The sequence below is a fragment of the Enterococcus sp. DIV0724b genome (assembly GCF_050531475.1).
Taxonomy (GTDB): Bacteria; Bacillota; Bacilli; order Lactobacillales; family Enterococcaceae; genus Enterococcus_L; species Enterococcus_L haemoperoxidus.
In genome coordinates this window covers 1,062,656-1,082,155 of sequence record NZ_CP172890.1, presented here as the reverse complement: position 1 = coordinate 1,082,155, position 19,500 = coordinate 1,062,656, and the positions used below count along the sequence as shown (strand labels likewise).

The 19,500-nt window shown below is 35.3% G+C and carries 18 protein-coding genes; 5 read left to right on the top strand and 13 right to left on the bottom strand.

What is annotated here, in order from left to right:
* Nucleotides 1–104: 104 nt before the first annotated feature.
* Together recD2 and IGJ02_RS05055 are read right to left on the bottom strand one after the other, a co-directional pair.
* Nucleotides 105–2,687 (bottom strand): SF1B family DNA helicase RecD2, encoded by a 2,583-nt coding sequence (gene recD2, locus IGJ02_RS05060; protein WP_430603493.1) that lies wholly within the window; start codon nt 2,685–2,687, stop codon nt 105–107.
* Nucleotides 2,688–2,718: 31 nt separating this feature from the next.
* On the bottom strand, nt 2,719–3,348 hold the full coding sequence (locus IGJ02_RS05055; RefSeq protein WP_430603492.1) for a histidine phosphatase family protein: 630 nt from the start codon (nt 3,346–3,348) through the stop codon (nt 2,719–2,721).
* 237 nt (nt 3,349–3,585) lie between these two features.
* On the opposite strand from IGJ02_RS05055, the gene gloA2 reads away from it, so the two are divergent.
* Nucleotides 3,586–3,966 (top strand): SMU1112c/YaeR family gloxylase I-like metalloprotein, encoded by a 381-nt coding sequence (gloA2, locus tag IGJ02_RS05050; RefSeq protein WP_430603491.1) that lies wholly within the window; start codon nt 3,586–3,588, stop codon nt 3,964–3,966.
* Nucleotides 3,967–4,046: 80 nt separating this feature from the next.
* Here the strand turns inward: gloA2 and trmL are convergent, their stop codons facing one another.
* Both trmL and IGJ02_RS05040 read right to left on the bottom strand, forming a co-directional pair.
* Nucleotides 4,047–4,553 carry a tRNA (uridine(34)/cytosine(34)/5-carboxymethylaminomethyluridine(34)-2'-O)-methyltransferase TrmL gene (gene trmL, locus IGJ02_RS05045; protein ID WP_010760730.1) on the bottom strand — a complete coding sequence of 169 codons (507 nt, stop codon included), beginning with the start codon at nt 4,551–4,553 and terminating at the stop codon, nt 4,047–4,049.
* 242 nt (nt 4,554–4,795) lie between these two features.
* A complete protein-coding gene (locus IGJ02_RS05040; protein ID WP_430603490.1) occupies nt 4,796–5,641 on the bottom strand; it encodes a methyltransferase domain-containing protein in 846 nt (281 codons plus the stop codon).
* A gap of 138 nt (nt 5,642–5,779) precedes the next feature.
* Between IGJ02_RS05040 and IGJ02_RS05035 the strand changes: the two genes are divergently transcribed.
* Nucleotides 5,780–6,412 (top strand): copper homeostasis protein CutC, encoded by a 633-nt coding sequence (locus IGJ02_RS05035; RefSeq protein ID WP_010760728.1) that lies wholly within the window; start codon nt 5,780–5,782, stop codon nt 6,410–6,412.
* A gap of 106 nt (nt 6,413–6,518) precedes the next feature.
* Here the strand turns inward: IGJ02_RS05035 and mgtE are convergent, their stop codons facing one another.
* From mgtE to IGJ02_RS05015, 4 genes are read right to left on the bottom strand one after another with little or no spacing between them, the layout of a single operon-like run.
* Nucleotides 6,519–7,880 carry a magnesium transporter gene (gene mgtE / locus IGJ02_RS05030; RefSeq protein ID WP_430603489.1) on the bottom strand — a complete coding sequence of 454 codons (1,362 nt, stop codon included), beginning with the start codon at nt 7,878–7,880 and terminating at the stop codon, nt 6,519–6,521.
* 19 nt (nt 7,881–7,899) lie between these two features.
* Nucleotides 7,900–8,793 carry an RluA family pseudouridine synthase gene (locus IGJ02_RS05025; RefSeq protein WP_010760726.1) on the bottom strand — a complete coding sequence of 298 codons (894 nt, stop codon included), beginning with the start codon at nt 8,791–8,793 and terminating at the stop codon, nt 7,900–7,902.
* Between the two features lie 7 nt (nt 8,794–8,800).
* On the bottom strand, nt 8,801–9,598 hold the full coding sequence (locus IGJ02_RS05020) for an NAD kinase (protein ID WP_010760725.1): 798 nt from the start codon (nt 9,596–9,598) through the stop codon (nt 8,801–8,803).
* Between the two features lie 10 nt (nt 9,599–9,608).
* Nucleotides 9,609–10,289: a GTP pyrophosphokinase gene (locus tag IGJ02_RS05015; RefSeq protein ID WP_010760724.1), complete on the bottom strand. Its 681-nt coding sequence runs from the start codon at nt 10,287–10,289 to the stop codon at nt 9,609–9,611.
* Between the two features lie 195 nt (nt 10,290–10,484).
* Here IGJ02_RS05015 and IGJ02_RS05010 point away from each other — a divergent pair, with 195 nt between their 5' ends.
* Nucleotides 10,485–11,069, top strand: coding sequence for a CYTH domain-containing protein (locus IGJ02_RS05010; protein ID WP_430603488.1), 585 nt, complete (start codon nt 10,485–10,487; stop codon nt 11,067–11,069).
* 117 nt (nt 11,070–11,186) lie between these two features.
* Nucleotides 11,187–11,837, top strand: coding sequence for a DsbA family protein (locus tag IGJ02_RS05005; RefSeq protein ID WP_010760722.1), 651 nt, complete (start codon nt 11,187–11,189; stop codon nt 11,835–11,837).
* A 74-nt stretch (nt 11,838–11,911) separates the two neighbouring features.
* Here IGJ02_RS05005 and pepF read toward each other — a convergent pair whose 3' ends face one another.
* The 4 genes from pepF to spxA form a co-directional block, all read right to left on the bottom strand.
* Nucleotides 11,912–13,729, bottom strand: coding sequence for an oligoendopeptidase F (gene pepF / locus IGJ02_RS05000; RefSeq protein ID WP_010760721.1), 1,818 nt, complete (start codon nt 13,727–13,729; stop codon nt 11,912–11,914).
* A 37-nt stretch (nt 13,730–13,766) separates the two neighbouring features.
* Nucleotides 13,767–14,957 carry a competence protein CoiA gene (locus IGJ02_RS04995; RefSeq protein WP_010760720.1) on the bottom strand — a complete coding sequence of 397 codons (1,191 nt, stop codon included), beginning with the start codon at nt 14,955–14,957 and terminating at the stop codon, nt 13,767–13,769.
* A 93-nt stretch (nt 14,958–15,050) separates the two neighbouring features.
* A complete protein-coding gene (locus IGJ02_RS04990) occupies nt 15,051–15,701 on the bottom strand; it encodes an adaptor protein MecA (protein WP_430603487.1) in 651 nt (216 codons plus the stop codon).
* A 260-nt stretch (nt 15,702–15,961) separates the two neighbouring features.
* A complete protein-coding gene (gene spxA, locus IGJ02_RS04985) occupies nt 15,962–16,360 on the bottom strand; it encodes a transcriptional regulator SpxA (RefSeq protein WP_010760718.1) in 399 nt (132 codons plus the stop codon).
* Between the two features lie 362 nt (nt 16,361–16,722).
* Here spxA and trpS point away from each other — a divergent pair, with 362 nt between their 5' ends.
* On the top strand, nt 16,723–17,739 hold the full coding sequence (gene trpS, locus IGJ02_RS04980; protein ID WP_430603486.1) for a tryptophan--tRNA ligase: 1,017 nt from the start codon (nt 16,723–16,725) through the stop codon (nt 17,737–17,739).
* A gap of 34 nt (nt 17,740–17,773) precedes the next feature.
* Here trpS and IGJ02_RS04975 read toward each other — a convergent pair whose 3' ends face one another.
* Entirely contained in the window at nt 17,774–19,489 is a 1,716-nt protein-coding gene (locus IGJ02_RS04975; protein WP_430603485.1) for an ABC transporter ATP-binding protein, read from the bottom strand.
* Nucleotides 19,490–19,500 lie beyond the last annotated feature (11 nt).

Below are 19,500 nucleotides of genomic sequence, written 5' to 3'. Positions count from 1 at the left end.
TGCTTTTCATTATATACGCCGAGCGGATCTTAACGCAAGAAATAGTTCAGCAAAACAAAAAAACTGAAGCAGCCGTTTAATGCGTACTCCAGTTTCTCGATCAATTATTTCATGAAATCATAAGGGGTCATCTGTTTCATTCCAATCATCGGATCAATAGTTTGTGATTGTACCAAATCAGGTGTCAGCAACCGATCGATCTCAGATTCAACTTGCTCATCAATTTCTTGAACAGCTTCACTAAATAATGAAATTTCTTCCGTTTTTGTTGAACTTTTTAAGGGTTCGACTGCTTCTTCCACTACCGCAACTGGCTCATCTTCCGTTGCATCATAAACAATAGATTTTTTCTCTTCGGTATCTGTAAATGGCGATTCCTTGTTCAATCCTTCTTCATAGGCTTCTAGCTGCATTTTTGTTGTTAAAGTCATATCGTCAGCACTTATGATCCGCTCTTTCAACATCGTTAAACGACTAGCTGATTCATGCGTAACACACGTGTTAAACGCTTGAACCTCCCCTAACAAAATTAGGATGTCCTTACTTCTGGTCACAGCAGTGTATAATAAATTTCGCTGCAACATACGATGATACTGATGCACCATTGGCAAAATAACCATCTTAAATTCACTACCTTGTGCTTTATGGATCGAACAACAGTAAGATAGAGTGATTTTATTCCATTCATTTCTTTTATAGCTGACTTCATTATTATCGAACTGAATCACTAATTCATCCACTTTATCTTCGGATTCCTTAGCCAAAATAATTCCGACTATTTTACCCATATCACCATTAAAAACATTGAGTTCCGGTGTGTTGACTAAATGCAACACTTTGTCACCGATTCGATAAACTGATTCATTCCATTTTACTTCTTTTTTTGTTCCGTCATTGGGATTAAAAATTTCCTGCATCATTTTATTTAAAGCATCGATTCCAGCCGCACCTCGATACATTGGTGCTAATAATTGAATGTCTTGTGGCGAGAAACCTTTTGCTTTTGCTTTAGATACGATTTGACGAACATACGTCTCAATATGATAAACATCACTTGGGAAAAATGAACGATCTTTTTGATTCACTGTGAAATCTTGCGGTAGTTTTCCTTGTTTGATTTCATGTGCTAAGGGAATAATACTTGAACCATCCCCTTGTCGATAAATTTCTGTCAGTTCTTTTTGAGGAATTTCATTGATTTGCAGTAGATCGTGTAACACTTGCCCCGGTCCAACAGAAGGCAGTTGATCTTTGTCACCAACAAAAATCACTTGCATATTGGTTGGAATCGCCTTAAACAAGGTGTTTGCTAGCCAAGTATCTACCATTGACATTTCATCTACGATCAATAGCCCGCCTTCTAATTCTTTGGCCGTCATACTGGGATTTTTTTCCCGTCCTGTTAAACCCAATAAGCGATGAATAGTACTTGCCGGAAGCCCTGTCGTTTCGTTCATTCGCTTAGCCGCACGCCCTGTAGGAGCTGCTAATAATATAGGAAACATTTCTTGTGTATAATCTTTTATATCTAAGGAAAGGCCATTCAGTTCTGCAAACAAAGAAACAATACCATTGATAACCGTCGTTTTCCCTGTTCCTGGACCACCAGTCAAAATAAAGAGCGGTGCTTTGATTGCTTCTTCGATTGCGGCTTGTTGGGAGTCGCCATATAGAATCCCTAAGCGTTTTTCAATTCCGCGGATATTTTTTTCTATGTCTTTTTTATCGTACTTAATCTCTTTTTTTCGGGAAAGAAAACGTTGAATCGATGTGCCAATCCCCCACTCTGAAAAATACAAGCTGTTCTCAAAAAGTTTAGTCCCTTCTTGTTGTATTTTTCCTTCCTCCACTAAATGAATGATTTGTTCAGCTACCTGATCTAATGAAATTTCAACTGGACGACTAGCTTCAAGTGTATTGATCGTCTCTCTAAGGAGCATCTCCGCTTCTACATAAGTATTACCTGAGCGAACAGAGTGTTGGAAGATTTCATGAGTAATTGCTGCGCGTACTCTTTTATCAGAATCTGCACCAATTCCTAGTTGTTCAGCAATATTATCTGCTCGTTTAAACCCAATCCCTTCGATATCTTCAACTAATTGGTAAGGATTTTCATGAATAACATCTAGTGTCTCTTCTTTATATGTTTGATAAATCGCAAATGAAAGCTGACTACCAAATCCATAACGATTTAAACCAACTATCACTTGTTCCATTCCATGATTTAAGCGGATCGTCTCAATAATCGTTTGACGTTTTTTTTCATTTAATTGGGGTACTTGTTCTAAAACATCAGGAGCTTCAATAATCCGATCAATTGCATCTTCACCTAAGATTTCTACGATTTTTTCAGCAGTTCGTTTTCCAATCCCTGGAAATTTTTCGCTAGAAAGGTAATTTACGACACCGCTGGCAGATGTTGGGCGCTCTTGCTGATAACTATCTACTTGAAATTGTTTACCATAACGAGGATGATCAACAAAATGACCAAAAAAACGATAAATTTCTTCTTCTTGAATTTGACCGAAACTACCTGTCGTTACAATTTCCTTTTCTAGATAATCTGTATTCGTATCTGTAATCTTCACTAACAATACTTTGTAAAAATTGCTAGGGTTTTGAAAAAAGATTGCCTGAACTTGCCCAACCACATATTCTTTTTCATCTTCTTTAAACAACGTATCCACCAATCTCACCTCCCTTTATCAAAAAAATATTTTATTGTAAAAATGAATCATCATTCCATAATTTTAAGGTGTAAGATTGCTCTTTTTCATCATTCTTTGTTTCTAATATCGACAAACTATTATTTTTAAGCCCACCCATACTGCGTAACTCACCTAACTCTTTTCCTGAAAGTGACTGGATCGCCGCTGTTAACGATGCCCCGTGTCCTACAAAAAGGTAAGGCCCATCACCTGTGTCAACAGCTGCTTGGACAACTGATGAAATTCGTGAAATAGCTTGTTCGATTGGTTCACCTTGAAATACCTCTGGATTATATCGGTCTAAGCGAAAGCGCATATGATCCATTTCGTCACTATAAATTTTTCTCATTTCCATGATCGATTGGCCTTCTAACTTCCCTAAACCCAACTCTTTTAACTCGTCAGTAAAAATGATTTCTACTGGTTGTTCCAATTCTTGGTTAATACCTTCTGCTGTTTTTCGTGCTCTCAATGAGGTACTTGAGAAAATTTTTTCAAAAGGTACATTTTTAATTGTCTGACCCAATAACTTTATTTCTTCATAACTTGTTGGAAGCAGTGGTGAATCTCCGGTCATCCCCTGAAACCTAAGTTCCTGATTCCATTCTGTTTTTCCATGACGAGTAAAATATAATTTCATGTTCCTGCTCCCTTGATTCTTATTTATTGAATTTCTACTTTTTGAATTTCCGCTTATTTATCTTATCTAGTGTATCATTTTCACTGGCAAAATTCCATTTAACTATGATGTTTATAAAAAATCAAACAGTCTGATCGTGTTTCAAAAAAAAGAGGAAAAATAGGGTATAATGAAAGAGAAAAACTATATGGTAAGCTAAACAGTCTGTTGCGCTTTTATTTTAAGGAGGAGATCGAATTGTTTTTTGAACAGATTCATCACATCGCGATCAATTGCTCGGATTATGATAAAACAAAAGAGTTTTATGTAGAAAAACTTGGTTTTGAAATTATTCGAGAAAATCGTAGAGAAGATAAAAATGATGTCAAACTTGATTTAAAATTAGGAAATTACGAATTGGAAATTTTTATTTCTCCTGTTGCTCCAAAACGCCCATCTTATCCTGAGGCTTTAGGTCTGCGTCACTTAGCGTTTAAAGTTGAACAGATTGAGGAAGTTATTGCTTTTTTAAATTCTAAAGAAATTGAATGCGAAGCGGTTCGAACAGATACGTTTACAGGAGAAAAGATGACATTCTTCTTCGATCCAGACGGCTTACCTTTGGAATTGCATGAATAATTATTCCTATACACTTACTCTTAATAAACAAAAAACTGTTTCCTCAAAAACAAAAGGGAACAGTTTTTTGCTATTATTTTTTAATCCAACTTATCATTCTCATAATGATGCTTCAATTCCAATGCTGGGAAATTCTGTTGACGCAACGCTTCATAAACTACCAATGCAACTGTATTTGACAGGTTCAGTGAACGAACATGTTCATCATTCATTGGAATTCTTAAACATTTTTCTTCATTATCTCGCATAAATTCTTCTGGCAATCCTGTGGTTTCTTTACCAAACATAAAATAATGATCTTGATTGTCAGTATAATCCATTTCACTATACGTTTGATTCGCAAATTTTGTGATCAAATGTAGTGGATGATCACCTATATAAGTTAAAAAAGCAGCCAAATCCTTATGGTACATAATATTAACGTCATTCCAATAATCTAATCCAGCTCTTTTTAAGTGTTTATCATCGGTTGAAAAACCTAACGGCTCGATGAGATGTAAGGGAGAATTTGTGGCAGCGCAAGTTCGGGCAATATTGCCTGTATTTGCTGGAATTTGAGGTTCAAATAATACAATATGATTTGTCATGATTACAGTTTCCTTTCAATTGAATGACACATTATTTATTTTTTATTCACAAAAATCGACATAAAAAAAACGTATCGCCTCGGTGTCAATCACTGCGAGTCGCTACGTTAGTGAAGCTCTTTTCACTAACTTTTATCAGAACAGGAACCTGATAAAAACCAATGAAAAAACAACTTGTATGTAATATAACACCATTACCGTAGCTTTGCAATACCTTTTAGCAAATTTACCGATTGTAAGCGCTATTTCACTTTTCCTTTTAACATGCGAACGTCAATTGTGATTTCCGATAATGGATTTTTTTTAATTGCTTCTTTTACCTTTTCTGCTACCCCCCACTCAAGTGGAGACATTTCTAACAGATCTAAACGATATTCTTCAGGAACAGAAAAAGTAAATGTTATTTGTTCATTAATTAAAACATCCATCTCTTTAGAAAATTTTGCTAAAACTTTTTCATTTGAGTACGTTTGTTTAGTCTCATCTTCAGGATAAAACGCTGCTCGTAACTCTTTCAAGTACTCCGCTTCAGGAATTACTTTGATGACGGTCCCATCTTTTTTTAAGACTCGCTGAAATTCTTGATAGTGAGATGGAGAGAAAATATTCAAAATCGTATCCATCGATTGATTTGCAAATGGTAGGTTCGTTAAATCCGCCACACACCAAAAAGCATCGATTGGTTGATTACTAGCTAAATAAATCCCATCCTTTGAAATATCAAAACCAAACCTTGAACCTGTTAGTCCTAGTTTAGACAATTCAGATAAAAAACTGCCCTCACCACATCCAACATCTAATGTTTCCCCATTTAAATCCATCGAAGCAATGATTTTTTCCAATAAAGGCTGGTACATCCCACTTTGAATCAATCTACCTCTGTGTAGTAGCATTTTTTTATTATATTCTGTTTGAATGCTATGAGAAAGAAAATAGATTGTGCCTTTTTTTGATAGGTCAAATTGATGGTTCTCTTCACAAATCAAACTATAGTCTTTTAACTGCAATGACTTTTTACATACTGGGCAAAGCAATTGTTCTTGATGTGTTTCTAAAAAATTACGTGCTGAATCAATTTTTTTCAACATAAGGTTACTTCCTATTCACTATAAATTCTGAATCAAGCCGCGAAACTATCGCTTTTTATCTTACAACGAGAAGAAGACTTTGGCAACAGCTAGAATTATGGTACAATGCCTGTGAAGAAAAAACAAGGAGTGAAACGAATGATCAAAGAATTTTGTGCTGAAAATTTCACAAATATCCCAACTGCCATCCGAAATGGTGCTGGACGTATCGAATTATGTGATAATCTCGCTGTCGGTGGTACAACCCCTAGTACAGGTGTTATTGAAGAAGTAGTTTCATACGCTGGAGAAAAGTCGATTCCAGTAATGACGATCATCAGACCACGAGGCGGAGATTTTATTTATAATGATATCGAACTTAAGATCATGCATACAGATCTTATCGAAGCTAAAAAAATCGGCACAGATGGTGTTGTTTTAGGTTGTCTGACAAAGGATAATTGGTTAGACGAAGAAGCACTTGAGTTATTGATCGATACTGCTGAAGGTTTGCAGATCACTTTCCACATGGCTTTTGATGTGTTAAGTAAAGAAAATCAATTTAAAGCGATTGACTGGCTAGCAGAACATGATGTACATCGGATTTTAACGCATGGGGGACCTTCTGGAACAGCTATTGAAGACAATTTTGACCATTTAAATGAATTGATCGCTTATGCTAATGATCGGATTATTATTTTACCTGGTGGCGGTATTTCAGATAAGAATGTTGAAACAGTTATAAGTACTTTAAACGTTAATGAAGTTCACGGCACAAAAATAGTAGGATAATAACTTGATAAAGGGAATAATCAAACTCGAAGTGATTCGATCTGGTTATCTCTTTTTTATAGTCAAAAAAGCCCCCATATCTTCCGACTGGGGGTAACTTTCTTTATCAAACAAAATACTGCATAAATAAACTAGCAATATTAAAATAAATCAAGACACTAGTTAAATCACTCAATGTCGTAATAAACGGGCCACTAGCAACTGCTGGATCAAATCCTAATTTGTCCATCAGCATCGGAATCAAACTACCTGCCAGGTTCGCTACAGTGATCGCACAAAGCATCGCCATCCCAATCACAAAGCCTAACGGAAAATTATGTTGCCAGATGCCAACGACGATGAAAATCGCCACACCTGTCACAGCACCCGTTACAAGCCCGGTTAAGACCTCACTAAGAATCAAACGACCAAAATTATTATCTTTTTCATCTGATACGGCCAGACGTCTGACTGCAACCGCCAATGATTGCGTACCGGCATTTCCAGCAGTCCCTGTAATCAATGAAATGAACACAGCTAAAATACTTGCTTCACTAACTAATTCTTCATAATGGCTGATTAAAGTTGCTGTAGACATTCCTAAAAACAATAACGTAATTAACCAAGGCAGACGTTTCGACGCAGCTTTGATTGGATTTTCACTGACTTCTTCAACATTTACCCCAGCTAAACCAGAGTAATCACTAGCTGCTTCATCATCAATAACATCGATAATATCATCAACCGTAACGATTCCTAAAAGGTGGTCATCATAATCTGTGACTGGTAATGCTAGAAAATCGTAATCACGAATTGTTTGTGCAACATCTTCTTGGTCATCGCCCACATGAACTGAGATGACCCGCTCACTTAATACATCCGAGATCATTGTATCGTCATCATTAACAATCAAATCACGTAATGAAATAACTCCTACCAAATGGTTTTCCTGATCTACCACATAAACATAATAAATCGTTTCAGCTACATCTGCCTGATTTTTCAACACATACATGGCAGAACGTACAGTTTGATTTGCAACGATCGAAACGAATTCTGTTGTCATAATCGATCCTGCTGTATCATCTTCGTAGTGCAGTAATTCTTTGATTTCACCAGCATCTTCTGTACTCATCAAGCTCAGATATTTTGCCTTCTGACTTTTATCCAACATATTCAATAAGTCAACTGCGTTATCTGTATACATTTCTGACAACATTTCTGCAGCGTAACTTGGACGCATTTCCGCAATATAATCCTTCATGTTTTCGTTATCTTCTTCGATAACATCAAACATATCTGCCAACTCTTTTGGTGACAAATAACTATAAATTTGTTTTCTATCTGCTTCATCGATTGATTGATAAAATTGTCCTTGCTCATAAATATGAAGTGTTAAAAATAACTCGCGAAATTCAGCCATTTGCTGCTCTTTCAGTTTTTCTAACAACAATGAGAAATGCTCTTCCATTTCTTGTCCTTCATTCACCTTAACCTCTCCTTTCACTCTATAGTTGATCTACAATTTGTTTCATATCTTCTGCTAAAGGAGAAGTTAGATTTAATCGTTTTTTTGTAAATGGATGGACAAAGCTCAATTGACAACAATGTAACGCCTGTCGAGCAATACCACTATTCATTTTACCACCATACATGTCATCGCCTAACAATGGACACCCAATCGCTTCAAAGTGAACTCTGATTTGATGTGTTCTCCCTGTATGTAGCTGAATGTTTACTAGCGCTTCATCACCCTTACGTTTCGTCAGCCAATACTCTGTTTCAGCCTGTTGGCCTGTTTCGACTATAGTTCTCTTTAATATAGAAGATAGATCACGGCCAATCGGAAGCTTGATTGTTGTATGCTCTTTTAATTCAGATACTGTACCTCCAACCAAAGCCTGATAAATTTTGATGACTTCTTTTTTCCGTAATTCCTGATCCAACATAGCATGGGCAAAACCGTGTTTGGCAAATAACATCAAGCCTGTTGTATCACGATCTAATCGAGTTACTACATGGATCACCTGATTTTTATACTGTTGCTTCTTAAAATATGCCTTCACTCGATTAGCCATAGTACCATTTGGATGGTACTGAGCAGGAATTGATGCAACCCCTGCTGGTTTATTCACGATTAAATAATGTTCATCTTCAAAAACAATATCAATCGGTACATCATCCACGAGTAACGTCTCATGTTCTTTTTCATCAGGGATCGTGATTGTCACTTCGTCACCTAAAGATAACTTGAATAATACATTTTCAACAGAATGATTGACCTCGATTTTACCACCTTGAAACTTGATTTTAGCTAACAGACCTTTAGAAATCCCTTGCTCTTTTAAAAAATATTTAACTTGCTGCGGTTCTTTTTTTTCTACTGTCCAATTAAATTCCATTAATTTATTAATCCTCACTAATAAAGGCATCTTTAACTCGATGCCAAAAATGCATATGTCGGTATGATGCGAAATGAATACGTTCATCTGCAATTCGATAATAAATCGATTTGATATCGTCTTGATAGATGTCCAGTTGATCAACTGTAATCAAATAATCATTACTTTCCTGCAACTTGATTTGAACCCATTCAGTATGAGCAATCACGATCGGAGAACCTAATGTTCGAAAAACCCGATTATTCAATGAAGCAATTTCAGCAAGTTGAAACGCATTGATGCTTGGATGCAAGACCGCACCACCAATACTTTTATTGTAAGCTGTCGATCCCGTTGGCGTTGATACAGATAAACCATCTCCACGAAATCGCTCAAATAACTCATCTTTGATAAAGACATCTGCGACCATCGTACGATTTGCACGCTTGATTGTTGATTCATTCAATGCTAAAAAATGCTTATCTGGTTTATTACCATGAAAACTAATTTTCACATCCAACAAAGGATAACTGATACTTTGCTCTTGATGAACTAACAAGCTTTGAACTAATTCTTCTAACTCATAATCTCGCCAATCTGTATAAAATCCTAAATGCCCCGTATGGACGCCTAAAAAACTGACTTCATCCAGTCGATGACTAAAACGATGAAATGCTGATAATAATGTCCCATCTCCTCCAACAGAAATCACTAGGTCTGGTTGATGGTCATCAATTTCGATTTTATTCTTTTTTAAAAGCAGGAGTAAATGACGGGTAACTTCATTTGATTTGTGTTCATGATTATGAACGATGGCTACTTTCATTTTCCTCCTCCTATTCTTGATCTAACTTCTCTTTATTATCATTGAATTTTTGATAATAATTATCTTTGGATTTTCCTCGTCCATGTGAAAATAGATGTTGCGCTTCTTGAATTTCTTCTCGAATCGTGGACATTTCTTCATCTAATTGGTAAGCTGCTTCAGCTGCACGTTGCAATCGCTCTTTCATTTCTTCTGGAAAAGCACCTTGATATTTATAGTTTAATGAATGTTCGATCGTGGCCCAAAAATTCATTGCTAATGTACGTATTTGGATTTCAGCTAAAATATTTTTTTCACCTGTGATCAATTGGACAGGATATTCTATCACCAAATGATACGAACGATAACCGCTCTCTTTTTTATTTGTAATATAATCTCGTTCTTGAATGATTTTCAAATCTTTTCGATTGCGGATGATATCCACCACTTGCCGAATATCTTCAACAAACTGGCACATGATTCGAAGACCGGCAATATCTTGCATTTCTTCTTCTAAACGATTAACAGGGATATTACGTAATGCCGCTTTTGTTAAAATACTATCTACAGGTTTTACTCGACCTGTTACAAACTCAATAGGTGTATGTTTATTTTGTTCTCGAAACTGCTTGCGGATTCCGCGCAGCTTAACTTTCATTTCTCCAACAGCCTGTTCATACGGTGCCAGAAAAAGCTCCCACTCTTTCTCCATCCTCATCCCTCTATTTCTTTGAATTTGATTCACAGCTTATTTTACCATAGAGCCGAGAAAAATAGGGTAATTTGAGAAATTGTATAAAATTTTTCAACAATAGCGAATTTTTTAACTTCTAGTTCACTTTTCTTGACGTAAACAGGTAAAGTATGCAAAAATTGAATTAAATTAAAGAAGGTAGGTCAAAAACTAGTGAGCGAGAATTTAGAAATAGAATTTAAAACATTATTATCTATTGAAGAGTTTTCACACACCGTTGACTACTTTCAACTAAAAGAAGAGCAATTTTTTACGCAAAGCAATTATTATTTTGATTCAGCCGATTTTCAGTTAAAAGAAAAACATATCGGTTTAAGAGTTCGTATACTATCAAATAATGCAGAAATCACTTTGAAAATCCCTGAAAAAGTCGGCTTGCTTGAAATCAACGATGCGCTTTCTATTGAGGAAGCTCGGCAGATCGTTGAATCGACTACACTTCCAGGTTCTGGAAATGTATACAACAAGTTGACTATTTTAGGAATCGACAAAAACGATTTACGTTTAATCGGCAACTTAACAACTAAACGAGCAGAAATAAAACTTCCCCAAGGTTTACTCGCGCTAGATGAAAGTTGGTACAATGAGCAACATGATTTTGAATTGGAGTTAGAAGTAGATGACGTCGTTAACGGAAAGAAAGATTTTCTTGCCTTATTGAATACTTTGAATATCAAAGAATCCCCGTCACCAAACAAAATCCAACGCATGATGCAAAGCTCAAAAGAGAAAGATTAAGAAGTTATTATAGTAAAAACATATCATTTCATTTTTCCCAGATTTTCTGATAAATTAGGGACACTTAGTTGAGAAATGATGTCTAGTCGCAAAAGGGTCAAATTGGAGGAAGTATGAATGATTGAAATCTATCTGTTCGTTAATCCTTTGGGGGGCATTTGTCTCAACGTAGAAAAGGATATTTTAAAATTGGTTGAAACTGAAAATAAAAAAATTCAATTTCGTTTCATTCCGCTAGTTAATATGCGGACCATAAATCATCTTATAAAGTTGTTTGATATTCCAACACATGATATTGAGCAACGTAATCAATTGTTTGAAGATATTTATTCAGCTGCATTAGATTATAAAGCTGCACAACTACAAGGAAAGAAAAAAGGCCGCCATTTACTCCTTGGCTTACAACAAGCTGTGGCAGTAGAGAACATTCCCTACTCCACAGAACTAGCCGAAAAACTTGTAGTAGAAGCTGGTGGTGACTTGGATATGTTTAAAGCCGATCGAAAGTCTAACTTTGTAAAAGAGTCTTTTCAAACAGATCAACAAATTGCTCGTGAAATGGGAATCGTAAAACACCCATCTGCCGTAGTTTATAACTATACATGTGATCGTGATTTTGGTGTTCTAGTAGAAGACTGCGAGTCAATGGATGAGATTAAAAAACTTTGTGAAACATCTGAAGATAATCTACAGTATTTTCATGAAAAATTTGAATTGAATCATTACAATGAACCTCGAGTTCCACATGGACATTTGCATTTGCTTTAATTTTCAATGATAAAGAGAATGATTAAAAAGTAACCCCTTCGGTTTGATTACGAAGGGGTTACTTTTTCTATTTTTTATTGTTCTAAGGTTGCCACAAGTTCTTCTAATTCACCTAGTCTTGATTCAAAGACTTTCATAGCATCTTCAATATATTGTGGTTTTGTCATATCTACTCCAGCTTTTTTCATTACTTGGATCGGGTAATCACTACTACCTGACTTCAAGTAAGTCAAATAATTTTCCAAAGCATGCGGCTCATTTGCTAATATTTTATTCGCCAATGCAGATGCAGCTGAAAAACCTGTAGCATACTGATAAACATAATAATTGTAGTAAAAATGAGGAATCCGTGACCATTCTAATGAAATTTCTGGATCTTTCATCACTTCTGGACCATAATACTTCTGATTTAATTCTCCATAATAATCACCTAAATACTCACTAGTTAATGGAGTGCCTTTAGCATCTTCAGTATGAATAAAATGTTCAAATTCAGCAAATTGTGTTTGACGGAAAATCGTTCCTTTAAAACCATCTAAATAATGATTCAATACATATGCACGAATTCTAGGGTCTGTCTCTGTTTCCAATAAATATTCTGTTAAAAGATTTTCATTCGTTGTTGAAGCTATTTCAGCTAAGAAAATTGAATAATCTCCATAAACATACGGCTGATTGTTACGGGTAAAATAACTATGAACGCTATGCCCCATTTCATGTACTAATGTGTACAATTGATCTAAACTGTCATGCCAATTCATTAAGATATAAGGTACAGTATCATAGGCGCCAGATGAATAGGCTCCACTACGTTTTCCTTGATTTTCGATCACATCGATCCAGCGATCATTGAACGCTGTTTTCACAACATTTAAATATTCTTCTCCCATTGGATTTAAGGCAGTGATTGCTTTTTCTTTGGCTTCTTCATAAGTATATTTGATTGAAGCCTCTCCTAAAATTGGTGTATACATATCATACATATGTAGTTCATCTAATTTTAACAAACGTTTACGCAGCGATACATAACGATGAAGCAACGGCAACTTTTGATTTACAACATCAATCAATGTATCATAAACACTTTCTGGAATATGATTGTTACTCAAAGCTGCTTCTCTAGCCGAAGAATAGTTACGAACTTTGGCTTTATAATTATGGGCTTTAACATGTGAGCTAAGCGTCTGAGCAAAAGTATTTTTAAATTGATCATAAACCGTATACAAGCCTTTAAACGCTTCTTCACGAACACTTCTGTGTACATTTTCCATTAATTGACCATAAACACCATGAGTCAATTGGATCTTTTCACCATCTTCGTTTTCGATTACTGGAAATTTCAGATCCGCATTATTCAAAATAGAAAACGTATTGCTCGATGCTTCAAAAATTTCTCCAGCACCTGCCAACAATGCTTCTTGATCGGCTGATAGAATGTGCGGACGATCGCTCAAGATATTTTCAATAAAATGTCTATATATATCTAATTTTGGATTCTCTTCGAAATAGCCCCAAATCTTGTCATCACTTAATGATAGTACTTCTGGTTCAAACCAAGCTACTGCTTCGCTTGCTTGTGCTAATAAAGAACTTGCTCTAGCATATAATGCTTGGTAGGTTGTATTCGTCGTATCTTGATCATTTTTTAGATGAGAATAGACATAAATCACTTCGATTTTACGATAAATGCTTAATAGCATTTCAATGCTGCTTAAAAATGTATCGCTGCCTTTATCTAGTGTGCCCTTGAAATGCTCAACTTCTTTTAACTCATTAGATAAGGCTTGAATTGCCTCATCAAAAGCTTGATCATCTTTAAAAATTTTGGTCAAGTCCCAAGTCTTCTCTATTGGTAAACTTGAACGTTCTGGTAATTGCTTTGCTTCACTCATTACATCGGCCCCTTTTTTGAATTATTCTTATATAGATTTATCTTATCACATTTTTAAAAGGAGTAGCAGTTATTAGACATTTATTTTCAATTCTTTTCAACCACTCTTTCACATCGTCTATCTTTTGATCAGAACTTCCAGCTTCAATTTTCCAGCCTGTTTTAACTCGAATTAAATGTTTACAATCAATCAAGTACATCAGCAGTTGATTCAAACAATAGGCTTGAATTGTTTCAAATGGAATATTAGGCAACTCGTATAACAACGCAATGGATTTTTCCAATTCTGTTTTTAGAACTTGAATCAATTCTGATTGCTCAAAAACATTCTGGTCAAAAAACTGTACCCATCTCCAAACTCTTACTTTTAATAGCAGGTCAGAACCTCTACAACAAAAAATATGGAGACCAGGATAATAGAACCAATTTGGCAATTGAAGAAGATGAAATCGATTGTTATATAATTCAGTTTGAACGATTCTTATCTTCTCATCCCTCCTATATAATTTTCTGTTCAACTCAATATAATACCCTTGTACTAGTTCTCCAATTTTGAATTTTCTTTTAATATATATTTTAGATTTATTCGGAAATTTAAAAATTTCCGATAAAAAACCATCGTAAAAGGACCAAACTTTGGTTGAAGAATACACTCTTTTTTTCCAATCCTCTTCAATATGAAAATGCAAAGTCAATTCTTTCATTTCCCAGTCTGCTGTCCACAAATAAAAACCTAAACTATCTGAAAAATAACACAAATTTTTAACTAACTCGCTTAAGACTAAGTGGTTAGAAAATAGTTTTTTTCCGCAAATCCAAATTGGAATAAACCCATGTTTTTGATATCTTTGGGTTCGTTCAACCAATCGCTGTGTACTTAATGAACTACACTGAATCTCTAGAGCAATATTGCCTATCAAAAGATCTGGGCGCTGATTTAATGCTGGTAAATATTTTTCTAATTCATAAGGAATAGATTCCTTTTCACACCATTTTGCAAAAACTTCTTTAAGAGCCAGATGCTCGATTGTCTCCCCTTCAGAATAAATACTGCAGTCACTATTATTATAATGAGAAAAATGCGGTAATTTAACTTTACCGTTCTTTATTCGAACAGGCTGATTGCAAACAGGGCAATAATACATGCTTCCTTTAAGTTGCTCGATTTCTTCTCGAGACAAATTCAACAGTGTTACAACTTCTTTATCTTTTGAATATGCATTCAACATATAACTCACCTCATAATGAAATACGCAAGAAATAGGATGAATCATTAAAAAAGCTGAAACAAAGCAATTATGCTCTGTTTCAGCTTCTTTCGTTTATTCAAAATAATATCTTGTTAATTCTAACGCATTTCGTTCCATGATACATGTTCCATATTCATTCAGTGTCTCAGGTGTAACTGTAGATAAATTAGCAAATTCCAATAACTGAGCTAATTCATTCTCTACATCGTTTTTCCCTAACTCATCCAACAAGAATATGACTTGGAGATAATATGTTCCTTTAAATGTATATAAATTTGCTATCACAGACTGCAAAAATACTTCATTTGCTAGCTGAACCATTGTATCAAAATCATTTAGTTCAAACACTAAATTCTTTACTGTATCATCAGTAAATTCCTGTGTTTCATCCGCAAAGTCTTCTTCGATTTGTTTACGAATTATATTACTAACCTCTTCCGGATTTAGATCATTAAACCCTTCAAAATTAGATACTTCATCGATAGATGCATTCTTACTAATAAATAGTTCCAATCCATCACTTTTCGGCAGAACCTGAAAGGTAACAGCTTCACTACCTTGAAATTCATCTTCCACATCAACTTCTTCTAAAATACTATAGAAAAAATTCTCTACTTCCTTGTGGTTGCCAAGTAAATCTAAAAAAGTGATTCCTCTGTCAGCCAGATCCTCATTACCAATCAACACACGTATGGTATTTTCATTGATATGTTCCATTTCCATGTCGCTACACCTCACTTTTGCTAATCAGGAAACTTATTCTTACGTACATTGTAGCGGAATCACGCCAAATGTAAAGGGAAAAGTAACAATATTCCTAAATAAACTGTTGTCTTAGTATAATCCTTAACTCTTGTTCTATGTACCTATATGTATTTTTTTATAAGTATTTATAAAAAAAATGATAACTCATGTATTGCTATGTAGAGATTAATTGCAAAAGAAAACCCTTGCCACAAGGACAAAGGTTCTCCTTTTACATTTTATAAACCTGCCATCAATTGCGCTTGACGTAATTCCAACTGCCTAACTCCTCTTGGCAAGAAACGTCGAATTTCATCCTCATTAAAACCAACCTGTAATCTTTTTTCATCAATCATTATTGGTCGACGCAACAATCCAGGATTCTCTTTTACTAACTCTAGCAAATCTTGCAACGGAAGTTCATCCAAATCCATATTGAGTTTTTGGAAAACCTTAGAACGAGTAGAGATAATCTCCTCTGTTCCATCTTCTGTCATTCGCAAAATTGCTTTCAATTCAGAAATATTCAATGGTTCTGAGAAGATATTTCTTTCCTTGAATGGAATCTCGTGTTCTTGCAACCATGCACGAGCCTTACGGCAAGACGTACAACTTGGGGAAGTATAAAGTGTCAACATGTGCATCACTCCTTTTTGTGATTCTCATCACTTTTTTGAAACAGGAAATCTAACTGTTTTCCTATTTAATGTAAGTATACCCAATTTCTAATAAAAATACTAGCTCTTTTTCCAAGAAAAAACATAATTTTTCGTTATTTTACGTGTTTTTTTTAAATATTAAAATAAAGTACTGTTTTTTTCAACATAAAATTATAACGTTTTCAAAAACTTAAAAACTAATACAGCTTCAATAATCTGCTACAACTGTACTAGTCTAAAAATTCTGACATTTTATTTTTTTCCAGTAATCCTGTTTTTTTTTCTTTTTAGCTGTATAATGGTAACATGACTTTTTATTAATTGATTAAGGTGGTTACTTTATGGAAACTATTTTTTCAGGCATCCAACCTAGTGGAATTCCCACAATCGGAAATTATATTGGTGCAATGAAACAATTTATTGAATTACAAAATCACTATAACTGTTATTTTTGTATAGTTGATGAACACGCTATTACAGTTCCTCAAGATCCGTTGAAACTACGCCAACAAACTCGTAGCTTAGCTGCACTTTATTTAGCAGTAGGACTTGATCCTGAAAAAGCAACGATTTTCATCCAATCAGAGGTATCGGCTCACGCTGAGGCTGCTTGGATCATTCAATGTAATACAACGATCGGCGAATTAGAACGTATGACTCAATTCAAAGATAAATCACAGAAGAATGGACGCACAGGAGTTAGCGCTGGGCTATTAACTTACCCACCTTTAATGGTCGGAGATATTGTTTTATACAACGCAAACCTGGTTCCTGTCGGTGACGATCAAAAACAACATTTAGAACTGACACGAGATTTTGTAGAACGATTTAATAAACGTTACGGACAAGCAAATCAAGAAATTCTGGTTCTTCCAGAAGTAAAAATCGCCGAACAAGGCGGACGTGTGATGAGCTTACAAGATCCAACTAGCAAAATGAGTAAATCCGATTCAAATGCTAAAGGGTTTATTTCCATGTTGGATGAACCTACTGTCATCCGCAAGAAAATCAAATCAGCTGTAACTGATTCAACAGGCATTATTGAATATGATCCTGAAAACAAACCTGGCATCTCAAATTTACTAAGTATTTTCTCTGCAGCCACCGGTCGACCTATTGATGAAATAGCTGCGGCTTATGAAGGAAAAGGTTACGGTGAATTTAAAACAGATTTAGGCGAGGCAGTCGTTGATTTACTTGCTCCGATTCAAGAACGTTATCATGCGTTACTCGTTTCTGATGAATTAGATGATATCCTTGATAGAGGCGCCGAGCAAGCTCGTTTAGTCGCTAATAAAACATTACAACGAATGAAAAATGCTATTGGCCTAGGAAGAAAACCTCGTAAAAGAAATTAGCAAAAAAACAAGCTGAAAAAATCAGCTTGTTTTTTTAGTCTCTAAATTGTGCATCATGCAAGCGTCGATAATGTCCGCCTTTTGCTAGTAACTCTTCATGTGTTCCTTCTTCTAATATCCCTTTATCGCTGACTACAATGATTCTTGTCGCATGTTTGATTGTTGCCAAACGGTGAGCAATGATTAAGGTTGTTCTACCTTTTGCTAGAGAATTTAGTGATTCTTGAATCACTTGTTCTGTCTCCGTATCTAAAGCAGAAGTCGCTTCATCTAAAATTAAGACTGGCGGATTTTTTAGGAACATACGAGCAATTGCTACTCGCTGTTTTTGACCACCAGAAAGTTTTACCCCTCGCTCACCGATCATTGTATCTAAGCCATCTGACATTTGATCGACTACTTTTTCTAAATGAGCTAGTTGAACTGCTTTTTGGATTTCTTCTTCTGTTGCATCGAGTTTTCCATAAGCAATATTTTCCCGAATCGTACCAGGAAATAAGAAAACATCTTGTTGGACAATCCCAATTTGACTTCTCAATGAAGCTAGTGTCATGTCTTGAATATTGATTCCATCAATGGTAATTCGTCCTTCTGTTACTTCATAAAAACGCGGTAATAAATTACATAGAGTTGTTTTACCTGAACCACTTTGACCTACGAAAGCGACCGTTTCACCTGGTACGATCTGCAAATCAATGTGATTTAATACTTTCGTAGAATCAGCATAAGAAAATGAAACATCCTCATAGATGATGTCACCATGCAAATGATTCACCATCATTGCATCAGGTTTATCTTGAATCGCAGGCTTCTTATCAATCTCTTCTGTAAATCGTTTAAATCCGGCAATTCCTTTTGGATAACTTTCAATCATATTATTCACTTTTTCGATTGGACGGACAAAAACGTTCGATAAAAGAATAAATCCGACGAACTGACCATCTGTAATCTCACCTTTAATCGTATAATATGCCCCAAAAATCAATGCGAACAAATTGATCAAACGAATTAAAAAGTAATTATATGCAGAGCTGATTCCCATTACTTTATAAAAAGTTATTTTGGATTGGCGGTAGGCTTGATTCAATCCTTCAAAGCGCTTACGTTCAAATGGCTCATTAGCAAACGACTGAGTCACACGAATCCCACTGACAGACGCTTCCACCCCTGCATTAAAGTCTCCAAGGTTATCGTAAATTTTTGTATTAACTTTTGTCATCTTCTTATTGAAGAAAATTAAGGCCACCGTGATGAATGGCAACACGATAAATGTCGCTAAAGCCAGTTGCACATGGATTTGAAGCATCAAGTAAAATGATCCAACTAAGGTCATGATTGTAATAAATACATCTTCTGGCCCATGGTGGGCAACTTCAGATATTTCAAACAAATCTGTCGTCAATCGACTCATCAGTTTCCCAGTCTTTTGATTATCATAATATTCAAACGGTTGCGTTTGTAAGTGTTCATATAATTCTCGGCGCATATCCGTTTCAATATTGACACCTAATTTATGACCAAAAAATACCACGATATACTGTAAAAAAGTATTAAGTATATAAAATAAAAGCAAACCAGCACAGGCTAATCCAATCAATCGGAAATTTCCCTTTGGCATGATTTTATCGATGACTTGATTCACAACAACTGGAAATGACAATTCCAGCAAACCAGCTAGAACAGCACAACCAAAATCTAAAATAAATAAGTGCTTATATGGTCGATAATAACTAAAAAATCGTTTTAACATAAACTCCCCTT